This is a genomic window from Bradyrhizobium sp. AZCC 1577 (assembly GCF_036924575.1).
Lineage (GTDB): Bacteria > Pseudomonadota > Alphaproteobacteria > Rhizobiales > Xanthobacteraceae > Bradyrhizobium.
On record NZ_JAZHRQ010000001.1, the window covers coordinates 3,372,633 to 3,387,419 of the forward strand.

The window sequence follows — 14,787 nt, forward strand, 5'->3', positions numbered from 1 at the left end:
GACGCAGTTTCTTCACGCGAACCGGTGTCCACTTCGCTCGAAAACGCTATGGCATCGTTACTCCTCCGCGTGGCCGTATCCGGCCATGCGGAGGCGGACTTTCTCGATTTCCGCACTTGACAGCAATGGCGGCGTGCCGATCTGCAGGCAGCCGTGATATTGCCGCGCCAGCGTTTCGACCTCGACTGCAAGCCACATCGCCTTTGCCAGTGACGGCCCGATCGCGATCATGCCGTGATGTTCGAGCAGGCAGGCCAGCCGTCCCTCTAGCGCGCGGACGGCGTGTTCGGAGAGCTCCTGGGTGCCGAAGGTCGCATACGGCGCGCAGCGGATGGTGTCGCCACCGGCGACGGCCACCATGTAGTGCACCGGCGGGATCTCCATGCCCATGATCGCCAGCATGGTCGAGTAGGGCGGATGGGCGTGGACGATCGCCTGCACCTCCGGGCGGGCCTTGAGGATGTCGCGGTGAAACCGCCACTCGCTCGATGGCCGCTGGGCGGGATCGTGGTTGCCGTCGAGGTGCATGTAGACGATCTGCTCGGGCTTCATCGCCTCGTAGGGCGTGCTGGTCGGGGTGATCAGCATGCCATCGCCATGGCGCAGGCTGATATTGCCCGACGTCCCCTGGTTGATGCCGAGTGCAGTCATGCGCAGGCAGGCATCGATGATGGATTGGCGTTTTTCCCGGTCGTTCCTGGTCGGCATTTTGAGGCCTCTTGCAACCGTGCGACAATGCTTGATTATTGCGGCGCAGTATAGTCGAACATCTTCCGTGTAATCGTAAGTGGGAGAAGTCATGACGCGTGCCGTGCTTGGCATCATCGGCGGATCCGGCATCTACGACCTGCCGGGGCTGGAGGATGTCCGCGAGGAAACCATCAACAGCCCGTGGGGCGAGCCGTCCGCGCCGCTGATGCGCGGCATCATCGCCGGGCTGCCGGTCGCGTTCCTGCCGCGCCATGGCAAGGGGCATGTGCTCTCGCCCTCCGACATCAACTACCGCGCCAATATCGACGTGCTGAAACGGGCAGGGGTTACCGACCTGGTTTCGCTGTCGGCCTGCGGCTCCTTCAAGGAGGAACTGCCGCCCGGCACGTTTGTGCTGGTCGATCAGTTCGTCGACCGCACCTATCGCCGTGAGAACTCGTTCTTCGGCAAGGGTTGCGTCGCCCATGTCTCGATGGCCCATCCGGTTTCGCCGCGGCTGCATGTGCATCTGGCGGCAGCGGCCGAGGCTGAGGGGATCGCGGCGGTGCGGGGCGGCACCTATGTCTGCATGGAAGGGCCGCAGTTTTCCAGCCTCGCGGAGAGCCAGACTTACAAGGCGCAGGGTCATTCGGTGATTGGCATGACCAACATGCCCGAGGCAAAACTCGCCCGCGAGGCCGAGATCTGCTACGCCAGCGTGGCGATGGTCACCGATTACGATTGCTGGCATCCTCATCATGAGGCGGTCACCGTGCAGGATATCATTCGCGTGCTGAACTCGAATGCCGGCAAGGCCAAGGCGCTGGTTGCGCGTCTCGCCCGGGATTTCCCGCGCGAGCATGAGCCGTGCCCGATCGGCTCGGACAAGGCGCTCGACACCGCCCTGATCACGGCGCCGGAAGCGCGCGATGCAGAATTGCTCGCCAAGCTCGATGCCGTGGCCGGAAGGGTGCTACGGTCGTGAGGATGTCTTCCAGCGGGCGCACGACGCGAAGGGCGTAGGACATGAAGGTCGATGGTCGGCATTTTCGCAGCATCTGGCTCGAGGACGACGGCTGGACGGTCGGTGCGATCGACCAGCGGCGATTGCCGCATGAATTCGTGGTGGCGCGTATCGCGAACGCCGCCGATGCGACCGAGGCCATCCGCTCCATGCTGGTGCGCGGCGCGCCGCTGATCGGTGCGACTGCGGCTTACGGCATGGCACTCGCCATGCGCGCGGACGCTTCCGATGCGGCGCTCGATCGCGCCTATGCCATGCTGCTGGCGGCACGGCCGACGGCAATCAACCTGAAATGGGCGCTCGACGAGATGGCGCGATTGCTTCGGCCGCTGCCGGCGTCGGAACGCGTCGCGGCAGCCTACCAGCGCGCCGGCGAAATCGCCGATGAGGACGTCGCGATCAACCAGGGGATCGGCCGGCATGGTCTGGCGTTGATCGAACAGATCGCGGCAACGAAGCAGCCGGGCGAGCCGATCAATATCCTGACCCATTGCAATGCCGGCTGGCTCGCGACGGTGGACTGGGGCACGGCCACGGCGCCGATCTACCTTGCCCATGATAGCGGCCTGAAGGTCCATGTCTGGGTCGACGAGACCCGGCCGCGCAATCAAGGCGCCTCGCTGACTGCCTGGGAGCTCGGACACCACGGCGTGCCGCACACGGTGATCCCTGACAACACCGGCGGCCATCTGATGCAGCACCACATGGTCGATCTCGCGATCGTGGGGACCGACCGGGTGACGGCCAGTGGCGATGTCTGCAACAAGATCGGCACCTATCTGAAGGCGCTCGCCGCCCACGACAACGGCGTCCCGTTCTATGTTGCACTGCCGTCGCCCACCATCGATTTCAGCATCGACGACGGCATCAGGCAGATTCCGATCGAGCAGCGCAACACCGAGGAAGTGGCGACCATGACCGGCCGCACCACCGACGGGCGCGTCGAGACCGTGCGCGTGGTTCCCGACGGCTCGCCGGTTGCCAATTACGCCTTCGACGTCACGCCGGCGCGGTTGGTGACGGGTTTGATCACCGAACGCGGCCTGTTGCGGCCCGATCGTGCTGCACTTGCGAGCGCATTCCCGGAGCGCAGCGCCGGACATTGACGCCGGCGACGTCGGCACGTATCCCCGTTTAGGACTGTCGTACCGGGGGGCACCGTCTCCATGTCCAATACCGACATCGAAATCGTCGTCGAGGATCCGACCGCGCCGGAGGCGGACTCGCCTCAGATGGCGAGCGTTCGGGTGGTCGACGTGGCCGTCTGCCTTCTGCTTCTCGCGCTTGCGCTGACGCTCGGGTACGACAACTGGCGGACGGGCGCGGGCTGGGAATCCACCGGTCCGCAGCCCGGCTATTTTCCGTTCTATCTGTCGATTATCCTCGGTGGCGCCAGCCTCTACGGCCTGGTTGCGGCGTTCCTGTCGCGCCGGGAAGCCTCCGAATCCTTCGTGACGCAAGCGCAGCTTCGCCGCGTGATGGCGGTGTTCGTGCCGACGGTTCTGTTCTGCCTCGCCACGCAATTCCTCGGGCTCTATGTCGCAAGCTTCCTTTTGATCTCCTGCTTCATGCGTCTGGTCGGCAAGATCGCATGGTGGAAGTCGCTGCTCACCGCCGTCGTGTTCACCGCTGCGATGTTCGTGACCTTCGACGTCGCCTTCGACGTCATCATGCCAAAGGGCCCGCTCGAAGCGGCGCTCGGCCGCTAACCGGTCGGTGGGACACACGCCATGGAAGCCCCGTAAATGGAAGCCTTGGGCCTCTTGATGCACGGCTTCGCCGTGCTGCTGACCTGGAAGACGCTGCTCCTGATGATGACCGGGCTGGTGCTCGGCATTTTCGTCGGCGTGCTGCCCGGCCTCGGCGGTCCGAACGGCGTCGCGATCCTGCTGCCCCTGACGTTCACGATGGACCCGACCTCGGCGATCGTGATGCTGTCCTGCATCTACTGGGGTGCGCTGTTCGGCGGCGCCATCACCTCGATCCTGTTCAACATTCCGGGCGAAGCCTGGTCGGTCGCGACCACCTTCGACGGTTACCCGATGGCGCAGCAGGGCAGGGCGGCGGAAGCGCTGACCGCGGCCTTCACTTCGTCGTTCATCGGCTCGCTGGTCGCGGTGATGCTGATCACGTTCCTGGCGCCGATGATCTCCTCGTTCGCGCTGAGATTCGGACCGCCCGAATTCTTCGCGGTGTATCTGCTCACCTTCTGCTCCTTTGTCGGGCTCGGCCGCGAGGCCAAGCACAAGACCGTCATTTCGATGTCGCTCGGTCTCTTGCTCGCGGGCATCGGCATGGACACCGTGTCCGGCCAGTTGCGCATGACCTTCGATTCGGCGGAACTGCTGCGCGGCGTCAACTTCCTGGTCGCTGTGATCGGCCTGTTCGGCATCAGCGAGATACTGCTCACGATGGAGGAGCGCCTGGCGCTGCGCGGCCACGCCGCCGGCATCTCCCTGCGCGTGGTGCTGTCGGTGTGGAAGGACCTGCCGAAATACTGGGTGACGCTGTTTCGCTCGTCCTTCATCGGCTGCTGGCTCGGCATTACGCCGGGCGGCGCGATTGCCGCGTCCTTCATGGGCTACAACCTCGCCAAGCGCTTTTCCAAGGACCAGGACAGCTTTGGCAAAGGACGCATCGAGGGCGTGTTCGCGCCGGAGACCGCGGCGCACGCCTCCGGCACCGCGGCGCTGCTGCCGATGCTCGCGCTCGGCATCCCAGGCTCGGGCACCGCGGCGATCCTGCTCGGCGGCTTGATGGTGTGGGGGCTCAATCCCGGGCCGTTGCTGTTCGTCGAGCACAAGGATTTCGTCTGGGGGCTGATTGCGTCGATGTATCTCGGCAACGTCGTCGGCCTCGTGCTGGTGCTGACGACGGTGCCGATCTTTGCATCCGTCCTGCGCGTGCCGTTCGCCGCCGTCGCACCGATGATCGTGGTGTCCTGCGCGATCGGTGCCTATGCGATCCAGAATGCGATCTTCGACATCTGGCTGATGCTGGGCTTCGGCGTCGTCGGTTACGTCTTCAAGAAGATCGGCATTCCGCTCGCGCCGTTCACGCTGGCGCTGGTGCTCGGCAACCGCGCCGAGGATGCGTTCCGCCTGTCGATGATCGGCGCCGGCGGCGATTTGAAGGTGTTCTGGTCGAACGGCCTGGTCGGCTCGATCACGACACTGGCGATCGTGCTGCTGTTCTGGCCCGTCATCGACAAGGCCTTCGCCAGTGTTACGCGCATGTTGCGGCCGGCGAAGGCGTAGCCGGTTCGTTTTTGGAACAGTCGCAGAACACGGCCTTTCGAATCTCTCGGCAAGGTTTGGCCGAGGTTCGCACAGTGCTTGTTACTCTAAACAGCAGAGGGAGCAGGAAGCGTGCAGAGTTGTTGCCGAGAGGCAGAGGACGATGTTGGCGGCATCACCAGAACCTCACTTGACGGCAAATAATCCAATAACAGATTGAGCAACAAGCGCGCGATTCCAGGGCTGCTTACTAGATCTCTCGAAGGCTCAACTCGTTGAGGTCGCGTAGCAATTACAACTATATCGCGCGATTTAAATCACTCCCGCCATCGGGAATATATTATTTAAAATAAGAAAGATGTTGAAAGCGATATTTAAGGTGGTGGGGTTATCGTGCGGCTCATTGCTGGAAGCCGATCTGCAGATTTCTGTCGAGTGTAGCCTGATTGCAACAACGCAAAAAATACGGCGGGATCAGCCATTTAGTGGAGCACGTAGAGGTATGCTCCTCTGACTTGGGCAATGACCTTAGCCAAGCCCCGATATGGTCTAAAAAAAGCCTCCGCCAATCGGCCAAGACGAATTCCTCGGCGCTGCGCAAGCAGAGTAGCACCTGGGGTCCCAGAGTCGCACTTGGGGTATCGTCTCCCGGAGTTTACGGAGGAAGGGCTTCTTGAAGCTTCCCTCTACCCTGCATGCGGGGACCGGAAGAAATAGATGTCGCGTTTCAGTTGCCACCGCAATTCGAAGTTCGGTACGTGCCGGGTCAAACTAGATCGAAGCTACGAGGAGAAAACTAGATGGTAGCCATCCCTCTGAGCTGGAACGACCCGTTGTTGAGCGGGGTTACGAGTTCGAGTTCGGTCACGCTTAGAGATGGCGGGACGCTTTCCTACAAGAGCATTACCGACACTGGCTCCACGGCGTCCGTTGTCGGCCTTGGCTCGTTCAGCCTCGACCATCTCCGGATAAGTTCGAGGGAAGGTGTGCGCATCGGGGGTGACGGTGACGTCACCATCAGCAATTCGTACATCGAGTCGACGGGACAAGGGAGCGATCACGCCGATACTATCCAGATCTATGCCCCCGGCAGCACCGGGAATGTGACGATCACGAATACGACGATCGTCGCCCACACCACCGCTGCAACTGCAGGTATGTTCGTTGCGGATGGTTGGAGTGGCACGCTCACGTTCGATAACGTGGTATTCCAAGGTGGTCCGTTTGGCTTGCGTATTGCCGCGGATGCGAACGATATCTCGGTATCGCTCAAGGACGTGTATTTTGTCGGGCCGTTTGGTTACGACGATATCCTCTTTGAGCAAGTCAATGCGGACATAAACATTACTCAGTGGGAAAATGTCCGCTCCGCAACGATCGTAAATGGTGAACTCGTTCCAGGTCCACTTATCCCGCCGCCTTTCCCGGTGGAAGGGGGTGGTGGTGGCGCTGGGTTGACGACGATCGACCACTTTTCGAACGACAGCGGCACATCCGGTGATGGCATCACCAACGACAGTACGCTGACCCTGAGCGGCAGCGCGGCCGCGAACAGCACGGTGAAGGTGTTCGACGGTACGACCCAGATCGGGACCACCACGACCAACAGCAGTGGCGCGTGGAGCTACACGACCGCTGCGCTATCGAACGGCAATCATAGCCTCAAGGCCACGGCCACCACCACGTCGGGCACCAGTTCGACGTCATCGGTGCTTGCCGTGAAAATTGACACGGTGGCGCCCACGGCCCCGACGATGGCGACGCCCACCAACAACGCCAACGGCGGCCTGAACCTGACCGGCACGGCGGAAGCGAACAGCGTCGTGAAGGTGTTCGACGGCACGGCCCAGATCGGGACCGCGACGGCCAACGGCAGTGGCGTGTGGAACTATACCACCGGTGCCCTTGCGGCCGGTTCGCACAGCCTCACCGCAAAGGCGACGGATGCGGCAGGCAACACCGGCGCGGCGTCTGCCGTGGTCACGGCCAGCACCGGCACCTCGGCACCCCCGGCTACGCCGGCTACGCCGACCATCGCGTCGTTCTCGAACGACACCGGAGCGGCCGGCGATGGCATCACCAGCGACAATACCCTCCAGCTCAAGGGCACCGCGGCCGCCAACAGCACCGTCAAGATTTACGATGGCTCGACCCAGATCGGCACGACGACCGCCAGTTCGACCGGGAGCTGGGACTACATCACCTCGGTCCTGACCAACGCCAAGCATGTGCTGACCGCGACCGCGACCACCTCGAGCGGCCAGACCAGTGCCGCATCCGGTGCGGTGACCGTGACGGTGGATACGCTGGCGCCGACCGCCCCGGCCCTGAGCAGCAACGCCATCGTCAATACCAATCAGGTCAAGCTGTCGGGGACCGCCGAGGCCAACAGCACGGTCACGGTCTACGACGGCACCACGGTGGTCGGAACCGGGACAACAAACTCGACCGGAGCCTGGAGCGTCACGACGAACGCCTTGTCGACCGGCACGCACGCGCTGACGGTCAAGGCTGCCGACGCGGCCGGCAATGTCAGCGCCGCCTCGCAGTCGGTCAGCAGCGTGATCAGCGGGACGTCGCCAACGCCAACTCCGGGTGAGCTAGTCGAGTCGGCTGGGTCGACAAGTCTCGTTGAGAGCGGCGGCAAATATTACCTCAACAGCAGCAGCGGATCCGGCCCCACGTTGAAGTATCGCGGTGCGGATTTTGTGGACGGGCAAGATGGCACTTGGACGCCGATCGGTGCGGAGAAGACGGCGACGGGCTATCAGGTTGCCTGGAAGGAGGCGAGCACCGGTCAGTACACGGCCTGGAACACCGACAACAACGGCAACTACGTTTCCCACGTCAGCGCCCTGACCGGCTCCGTGTCGGGCGGCGCCGTGTCAGGTACGAACGCTGCCCTTAAGTCGCTCGAAATGAGCTTCCAGCAGGATCTGAATGGCGATGGGACTACGGGCGCCGTAACCAATGCAATCGAGTCCGCTGGGTCAACCAGCCTCATTCAGATTGGTGAGAACTATAAATTCAGCAGTGGCGGCGATTCGGGTCCCACGTTGAGGATGAACGGCACGGCCGTGGTCGAGGGGCAGTTTGGCGGTTGGGTGCCAATCGGGGCGGAGCAGACGGCAACGGGGTATCAAATTGCCTGGAAGTTCGCAGACAAGGACCAATACGTTGTCTGGAATACTGATAAGAACGGCAACTACGTTTCAGACGTGACAGGCCTGTCTGCGCCTGCGTTGCAATCCTTCGAAGCTAGCTTCCAGCAGGATCTGAATGGCGATGGGACCACAGGCATCGTAACCAATGCAATCGAGTCCGTTGGGTTAACTAGCCTCATTCAGATCGGCGAGAATTATAAATTCAGCAGTAGCGGCGGGTCGGGTCCCACGTTGAAGATGAACGGCACGGCCGTGGTCGAGGGGCAGTTTGGCGGTTGGGTGCCAATCGGGGCGGAGCAGACGGCAACGGGGTATCAAATTGCCTGGAAGTTCGCAGACAAGGATCAATACGTTGTCTGGAATACTGATAGCAGCGGCAACCACGTTTCAGACGTGACAGGCCTGTCTGCGCCTGCGTTGCAATCCTTCGAAGCTAGCTTCCAGCAGGATCTGAATGGCGATGGGACCACAGGCATCGTAACCAATGCAATCGAGTCCGTTGGGTTAACTAGCCTCATTCAGATCGGCGAGAATTATAAATTCAGCAGTAGCGGCGGGTCGGGTCCCACGTTGAAGATGAACGGCACGGCCGTAGTCGAGGGTCAGTTTGGCGGTTGGGCGCCAATCGGGGCTGAGCAGACGGCAACGGGGTATCAAATTGCCTGGAAGTTCGCAGACAAGGATCAATACGTTGTCTGGAATACTGATAGCAGCGGCAACCACGTTTCAGACGTGACAGGCATGTCGGCGTCGGCGTTGAAGTCCTTCGAAACGAGCTTCAAGCAGGACCTCAATGGCGACGGGGTCATTGGTTCTTCCAGTGCGAGTTCGTCTGTTGGTTTGACCACCATGTACAAGAACTGGAACGACATCGTCACCATCAAAGGCTTCGCCGATGCCAACAGTCAGGTCAAGCTGTACGATGGCAACACGTCGATTGGAAAAGTTACTGCGGCAGCCGATGGTACCTGGTCGTTCCAGACATCGTCGGCCGTGTCCGATACGTTACACACCTATACTGCCAAGCAGATCGATAGCGCTGGCCAGGTCGTTGGTACTTCAGGCAGCGCGATTCTTGGCTCGACAGGCAGCAATACGCTGAAGAGCACCTCTGGCAATGACATCCTGGTTGGCGGCGGCCAACACGATACTTTCGTGTTTGCCGCAAATTTCGGCCGCGACGTCATCAAGGATTTCGCGGCGAGCGGAACTGCGCAAGATACGATACAGTTCAGCAAGACAGTATTCGACAGCTTTGCGAGCGTTCTCTCGCATGCGAGCCAAGTTGGTCAGGATATCGTCATTTCCACCGGAAGCGATGCGCTCACGCTGAAGAACACCAAACTGGGCGCGCTTAATAGTAGCGACTTCCATTTTGCGTGAGCTGGGGGTTTGTAAAAGGAGTTGGTAACATCTGCCTTGGGGACACTCCCAAAAGGGCATGGTTCAAGGGGCGAGTGCCATGACTGATTTCGGAAGGCGGGGGAATCCCCGCGCCCAAAAGGCTTGACGAGATCGAGGTTTCAAGATGGGCGGTGTTTGTCGCCGCCCTGGCAATTCTGGCGCAACGAGCTCGGTCGTGGTTGCGCATTCCTGAAGTGAATGGGTGGGCGGAGCGTTCGATCGAAGCCATTCGGCGGCGCTGTTTTTCAACGAGCTTCGTCCAGCCAACGACAGCAACAGAACGCGATATTCGATATCTGGCTGATGGTGGCTTTGGCGTCGTCGGCTACGTTTTCAATAACATCGGTATTACCTTGTAGCCGTTGCGCTGGGGCTCGTGCTCGGCAATCGCGCCGAGATGCGTTTGGCCTGTCGATGATCGGCTCTGCGGCGATCTAAGGTGTTCTGGTCGAACGCCTCGTACGGTTCGATCATGGCGCTGGCGATCGTGCTGCTGTTCTGGCCTGTGATAGACAAGGCTTTTGGCAGCGTCTTCCGCATGCTCCGGCCGGCGAAGGCGTGATCCGACTGGTAGACGTTCAGTCATCATTAAGAGCGCAGCGAAGCAATCCGTGTCACAACGCATGCATAGATGGATTGCCTCGCTCGCAATGACAGTGGAGACGCCTCCGGGGCGCCGTCAGCCTGGCAGGAGTCATTTCGGCAGGCTGAATGCCAGCCGGTAAAGCGGCAGTCTGTCGACACTATCGCAATCCGCCGTGGGAAGCGTCTTGCGCAGGTGATGAACCGCGTCGCGGACTGCGGCTTCCTCCAGTCCCTCGATCAGCAGCAAGGTGGCGAACGAGCCGTCATTGCTTCGCATGCCCTTCTCGCGCGTCTTGATCGAGGTTTGCGCGACGTCGGTGAGCAAGATTCGCGCGGCGACGATCCTGTCGAGATGGGCCAGCTCGGCGACGAGCGCGGCGGCGTCCCAGGATGGAACGGCATCCAGACGCAACGGAGCGACAATGCCGCCCTGGCCAATGCCGGCTGAGGCTGCGATGCGACCGCCACCGCGCGCGAAATTGCCGAGCCGGGGCATGATGGTTTGCGACCATGGCGTCGGCGCGTTCAGTCGCGCCAGGTAGTCAGCGCTGCCGACGACCCCTTCATCCTCGAGTTCGTACAGGATGAAGTAGCGATTTACCGACGCGCCCAGCGCGCGGAAGATGCGGCACGCCAGAAATCCGTTGATACCGACGCGCTCGGCGGCATGTTCGCGGGTGATCCAGTGCGCCCAGTCGGTTTCGTCCTGCGGCGCAAGATCGCTCCAGATGGCAAGATAGCCGGCTCCCTGCATCTCACGCTCCATCCCTCATTTCGGGCCAATGCGCACAGCCGCTGGCAGCGAGGCGGGCAGTTCGCCTGCGGCCTGCAGCGCAGCCTGCATGGCGACGATGTAGCCATAGGGGCCGAGGCCCGCGATCACGCTTTTCACGGCAGCCGAGAGTTTGGAGTGCCGGTGCAGCTCGTCGCGGGCATGGATGTTGGAGATGTGCACCTCGTAGATCGGTCCCTCGAAGATCTTCATGGCATCGAACATCGCAATCGAGGTGAAGGAGTAGGCGGCGGGATTGATGATAAGGGCGTCGGCTGAGTTTCGCGCAGACTGGATCAGATCGACCAGCTCGCCCTCGTGGTTGGACTGGTGAAACGCGAGCTCCGTGCCGGTGAAGGCAGCGAACTCCTCGCACGAGGCCTTGATGGCATCGAGCGTGGTCGAGCCGTAGATATGCGGCTCGCGGATGCCGAGCATGTTCAGGTTCGGGCCATTGAGGATCATGATGCGCATGGAATGCCTTTCACGGGATTAGTGACAAGACAGTGTAGCGAATCGCGACGGCATGTCAGCCGCCGAACCATTTCGCCGGCACGGCAGTGGAGGCAGGGCGGATCTCTGAAGTGAGGCAGGAGCCTCACCGCGTCATTGCGAGCGCAAGCGAAGCAATCCATCGTGCCCGCAAGCCGAGAGATGGATTGCTTCACTGAGCCTGTCATCGGGCGGGCATTCGCGCGACCCGCTGGCTCGCAATGACGGCGGAGGCCTACACCACCTTGCGCTGGCGCAACTCCGCGATCTCGGCCTGGCCGAAGCCGAATTCCGCCAGCACCTCTTCCGTCTGCTCGCCGAATTCCGGCGGGCGTGCGGCCATCGTGCTTGGCGTGCGCGACAGCGTCACCGGCTGGCCGACGAGCTGGATCTGGCGGTTCTCGTCGTTCGGCACGTGTTGCGCGAGGCCGAGGTGCTTGACCTGGGCGTCCTCGAACATCTGGTCGATCGAGTAGATCGGGCCGCAGGGCACGCCGGCCTCGTTCAATTCCCTGACCCAGGTTTCGGTCGATTTCTTCTCGGTGAGCTTGCCGATCGCTTCGTTGAGCGCGTCGCGGTTCTTGGAGCGCGCGGGCGCGGTGGCGTAATCGGGGTTGGTGATCAGTTCGGGGGCGCCGATCGCTTGCGCGCAGCGTTCCCAGATCCGCCCGCCTGTCGTGGCGATGTTGATATAGCCGTCGGAAGTCTTGAAGACGCCGGTCGGGATCGAGGTCGGATGGTTGTTGCCGGCCTGCTTGGCGACTTCCTTCTCCATCAGCCAGCGCGAGGCCTGGAAATCCAGCATGAAGATCTGCGCCTGCAACAGCGAGGTTTGCACCCACTGACCCTCGCCGGAAACATCGCGCTCCAGCAGCGCCGTCAGGATACCGAGGGCGCAGAACAGCCCGGCCGTGAGATCGGCGACGGGGATGCCGACCCGCATCGGGCCTTGGCCCGGCGCGCCGGTGACCGACATCAGCCCTCCCATGCCCTGCGCGATCTGATCGAAACCCGGCCGCTTGTGGTAGGGGCCATCCTGGCCGAAGCCGGAGATGCTGCCATAGACGAGGCGCGGGTTAATCTGGCGCAGGCTCTCATAATCGATGCCGAGTTTTGCCTTCACGTCGGGGCGGAAATTTTCGACGACCACGTCGGCCTTGGCGGCGAGGCGCTTGAACACTTCGAGGCCCTTCGGGTCCTTCAGGTTCAGCGTCATGGCCCGCTTGTTGCGGTGCAGATTCTGAAAATCCGAGCCATGGCGCGGGCCGCCCGGCTGCTCGCCGCCACCATCTTCCAAGAGGGCGTCGATCTTGATGACGTTGGCGCCCCAGTCCGCCAACTGCCGCACGCAGGTCGGCCCGGATCGGACGCGGGTCAGATCGAGCACGGTGAAGCGGGAAAGGGCCTGCGAAGCGCGCGGGAAGGGCATGAGAACCTTCGTTTTCTGGATTTTGCATCGGAAAGGCAGCCTCGGTCTGACTTAGACAATCTGGCGCAGGTTTCCAACTCCTGGTTCGATGCCCGCAGGGCCGGCGGGCGAACGCAAATCAGTGCTGATAAGGCCACGCAAACCTGCGCACCGATCCATCCGTTAATCCCATTATTTCAACGACTTACGTGGATTGCATTGCGGCGTTCCGGCTGATCCTGTAGTTGAGTTGTTAGGGACAAATCAGGCTTCTGGCACCTCGATCCGTTTCGCGGCCGTGCTAATTGCCCTCAGGCCATGTGACATGTTCCCCGGGACTTCATTGGCTGTCGGACGGTTGCGCCGACTGGCCGATCCGTGTCGCGCTCCCCGGGGGGCAGGCTCGGTCTAACGGGATGCGCGATTTGAGCAAGGGTGCGATGGCCTGATGGCTGATACGGCGTCAAGAAAAAGTCCGGTCGATGTGCTGGGTAATTCTGCCTGGAACGCGATTGCCTTTGCGGTAGCCGTGGCGCTCAACCTCCTGGTCCTACCGTTTGTGGTCTTTCGCCTCGGCGTCGCCGCCTTCGGTGTTGCAGGTCTCGTTACGGCATGCGTTGCGCCCGCACTGGCGTTCAGCAACGCGCTTGCATTGTCGACGACGCGGGAGCTCGCCCTGCGGCTGGAGCCGTCGGAGCGCCACGATGCGCGACGAATGTTCGCCACGGCGGCAGTGCTGGCACTAGCAGTCGGCGGCGCGATCGCGATGCTGTTTGCTTTGGCCGGGGCGCCGCTCGCGCGGCTTGGATTTCATTTGAGCGGGTCGTCCGCGGATGATCTGGGACTCGCGTTTGTGCTGGCCAGTGCCGGGTTGGCTGTGCCAGTGCCTGTCCGCTGTCTTCCTGGCCTTGTTCACGGCGCGCCAGGACTATAGAAGGGTTGCTTCGATCAGCATCATTAGTACCGTGGTCGCAACAAGCTCCATGCTGTTGTTGATTCCGCGCTGGCCTCAAGCCTCGACGTTTCTCGGCTGTCAGGCGTTGGGTTTTGCAACGAGCCTTGTTCTGGCCTTCGGATGGTCCCGACGTGTCGTAGGCGAGTGGCTCGGGCGCCCGACGGTCGATCGCGGGTCGCTCGGCAGCCTCGTCAAGCTGGGTGGCTGGCAACTGGCCGCACAGAGTGGCGCGCTCATTGCCGCACAGGCGGATCGTTACTTACTCGGAGCTTTGCTGCAGCCGCAATTCGTCGGCTTTTATACGATTGCGCAGCGGCTGGAGGAGGCGGTGTATATCGGCGTCCTGAAGGTCGGCGAAATTCTCTTCCCGTTCTTCAGCGCTCTACAGAAGGAGACTGACGATCGCAAGGCCGATCTCCTGTTCCGCTCGTCCTGGATACTCAATGTGCTCGCCGCGAGTGCGCTTGGCGGCCTTATCCCCGTCGCCGGCCCGTTGCTTCATCTGTGGACCGGCGCAGAAGTGGCCGCCGAAGCGCAGCGCGTACTGGTGATACTGTCGATCGCTGGCGTACTTGGATCGAGCTCGAACGTCTTTGCCTTCTACCTTCTGGCCCAAGGGCGGTCGAGCTCGAATGCCTTGATTTCCCTGCTCACGGGCGTGTTCACGCTGGCGACCAGCGCGATCGCCCTGCCATATTTCGGATGGCAGGCGGCGGGCTGGAGCGCCTGTTTCGGCATGATCGCGCAAATGGTTACAGCCGTGATCCTGCTGCAGCGGCGTTTTAGCCTCTCCGGCATGTGGTTGCGTCTGATCCACTTCGTGTTGATGCCCATCGGGGTTGGTATCGCAACCGCGCTGGCGTTGCGATATGGCTTCCGCAGCGCGCAAGTCGACCAGGCAATCGGCTGGTGGTACGTGGGGGGCCTCTATCTACTGGCGGCCGGCATCATCTTCATCGTCGCGGTCGCGGCTTCGCGGGTCGGCCGCTACCGTGCGGCCTGCTGGCGGGATCTCCGCGTCATCGCCGGCCGCTTCCTGCCCCTCAAGGCGATCTGA

The 14,787-nt window shown here is 61.9% G+C and carries 11 protein-coding genes and 1 pseudogene; 8 read left to right on the forward strand and 4 right to left on the reverse strand.

What is annotated here, in order from left to right:
- Nucleotides 1–57 precede the first annotated feature (57 nt).
- Nucleotides 58–708 carry a class II aldolase/adducin family protein gene (locus tag V1278_RS15655; protein WP_213284853.1) on the reverse strand — a complete coding sequence of 217 codons (651 nt, stop codon included), beginning with the start codon at nt 706–708 and terminating at the stop codon, nt 58–60.
- A 91-nt stretch (nt 709–799) separates the two neighbouring features.
- On the opposite strand from V1278_RS15655, the gene V1278_RS15660 reads away from it, so the two are divergent.
- The 6 genes and pseudogenes from V1278_RS15660 to V1278_RS15685 all read left to right on the forward strand — a co-directional run.
- Nucleotides 800–1,675: an S-methyl-5'-thioadenosine phosphorylase gene (locus tag V1278_RS15660; RefSeq protein ID WP_334381418.1), complete on the forward strand. Its 876-nt coding sequence runs from the start codon at nt 800–802 to the stop codon at nt 1,673–1,675.
- 41 nt (nt 1,676–1,716) lie between these two features.
- Complete coding sequence (mtnA, locus tag V1278_RS15665; RefSeq protein ID WP_334381419.1) at nt 1,717–2,820, forward strand: S-methyl-5-thioribose-1-phosphate isomerase; 1,104 nt, start codon at nt 1,717–1,719, stop codon at nt 2,818–2,820.
- A 60-nt stretch (nt 2,821–2,880) separates the two neighbouring features.
- The gene (locus V1278_RS15670; RefSeq protein WP_334381420.1) at nt 2,881–3,423 is read left to right on the forward strand and encodes a tripartite tricarboxylate transporter TctB family protein; all 543 of its coding nucleotides are present in this window, start codon (nt 2,881–2,883) and stop codon (nt 3,421–3,423) included.
- Between the two features lie 36 nt (nt 3,424–3,459).
- Entirely contained in the window at nt 3,460–4,971 is a 1,512-nt protein-coding gene (locus V1278_RS15675) for a tripartite tricarboxylate transporter permease (RefSeq protein WP_334381421.1), read from the forward strand.
- 779 nt (nt 4,972–5,750) lie between these two features.
- Nucleotides 5,751–9,497: an Ig-like domain-containing protein gene (locus V1278_RS15680; RefSeq protein WP_334381422.1), complete on the forward strand. Its 3,747-nt coding sequence runs from the start codon at nt 5,751–5,753 to the stop codon at nt 9,495–9,497.
- Nucleotides 9,498–9,794: 297 nt separating this feature from the next.
- Nucleotides 9,795–10,080 (forward strand): annotated as a pseudogene (locus V1278_RS15685) (tripartite tricarboxylate transporter permease); the annotation flags it as partial.
- A 132-nt stretch (nt 10,081–10,212) separates the two neighbouring features.
- Here the strand turns inward: V1278_RS15685 and V1278_RS15690 are convergent.
- From V1278_RS15690 to V1278_RS15700, 3 genes are all read right to left on the reverse strand, one after another.
- Nucleotides 10,213–10,857 carry a hypothetical protein gene (locus tag V1278_RS15690; RefSeq protein WP_334381425.1) on the reverse strand — a complete coding sequence of 215 codons (645 nt, stop codon included), beginning with the start codon at nt 10,855–10,857 and terminating at the stop codon, nt 10,213–10,215.
- A gap of 15 nt (nt 10,858–10,872) precedes the next feature.
- Nucleotides 10,873–11,349: a type II 3-dehydroquinate dehydratase gene (locus V1278_RS15695; RefSeq protein WP_334381426.1), complete on the reverse strand. Its 477-nt coding sequence runs from the start codon at nt 11,347–11,349 to the stop codon at nt 10,873–10,875.
- 253 nt (nt 11,350–11,602) lie between these two features.
- Nucleotides 11,603–12,796 carry a CaiB/BaiF CoA transferase family protein gene (locus V1278_RS15700; protein ID WP_334381427.1) on the reverse strand — a complete coding sequence of 398 codons (1,194 nt, stop codon included), beginning with the start codon at nt 12,794–12,796 and terminating at the stop codon, nt 11,603–11,605.
- Nucleotides 12,797–13,223: 427 nt separating this feature from the next.
- Here V1278_RS15700 and V1278_RS15705 point away from each other — a divergent pair, with 427 nt between their 5' ends.
- Together V1278_RS15705 and V1278_RS15710 are read left to right on the forward strand one after the other, a co-directional pair.
- Complete coding sequence (locus V1278_RS15705; protein WP_334381428.1) at nt 13,224–13,709, forward strand: hypothetical protein; 486 nt, start codon at nt 13,224–13,226, stop codon at nt 13,707–13,709.
- Nucleotides 13,684–14,787 carry a lipopolysaccharide biosynthesis protein gene (locus tag V1278_RS15710; RefSeq protein ID WP_334381429.1) on the forward strand — a complete coding sequence of 368 codons (1,104 nt, stop codon included), beginning with the start codon at nt 13,684–13,686 and terminating at the stop codon, nt 14,785–14,787. The genes V1278_RS15705 and V1278_RS15710 overlap by 26 nt, the downstream gene beginning before the upstream one ends.

Excerpts from the sequence above, each read along its gene's own strand:
- V1278_RS15670 (WP_334381420.1), top strand. The coding sequence starts at position 2,881 with ATGTCCAATACCGACATCGAAATCGTCGTCGAGGATCCGACCGCGCCG.
- V1278_RS15655 (WP_213284853.1), bottom strand. The coding sequence starts at position 708 with ATGCCGACCAGGAACGACCGGGAAAAACGCCAATCCATCATCGATGCC.
- V1278_RS15705 (WP_334381428.1), top strand. The coding sequence starts at position 13,224 with ATGGCTGATACGGCGTCAAGAAAAAGTCCGGTCGATGTGCTGGGTAAT.
- V1278_RS15690 (WP_334381425.1), bottom strand. The coding sequence starts at position 10,857 with ATGCAGGGAGCCGGCTATCTTGCCATCTGGAGCGATCTTGCGCCGCAG.
- V1278_RS15675 (WP_334381421.1), top strand. The coding sequence starts at position 3,460 with ATGGAAGCCTTGGGCCTCTTGATGCACGGCTTCGCCGTGCTGCTGACC.
- V1278_RS15700 (WP_334381427.1), bottom strand. The coding sequence starts at position 12,796 with ATGCCCTTCCCGCGCGCTTCGCAGGCCCTTTCCCGCTTCACCGTGCTC.
- V1278_RS15695 (WP_334381426.1), bottom strand. The coding sequence starts at position 11,349 with ATGCGCATCATGATCCTCAATGGCCCGAACCTGAACATGCTCGGCATC.
- V1278_RS15680 (WP_334381422.1), top strand. The coding sequence starts at position 5,751 with ATGGTAGCCATCCCTCTGAGCTGGAACGACCCGTTGTTGAGCGGGGTT.
- V1278_RS15660 (WP_334381418.1), top strand. The coding sequence starts at position 800 with ATGACGCGTGCCGTGCTTGGCATCATCGGCGGATCCGGCATCTACGAC.
- mtnA (WP_334381419.1), top strand. The coding sequence starts at position 1,717 with ATGAAGGTCGATGGTCGGCATTTTCGCAGCATCTGGCTCGAGGACGAC.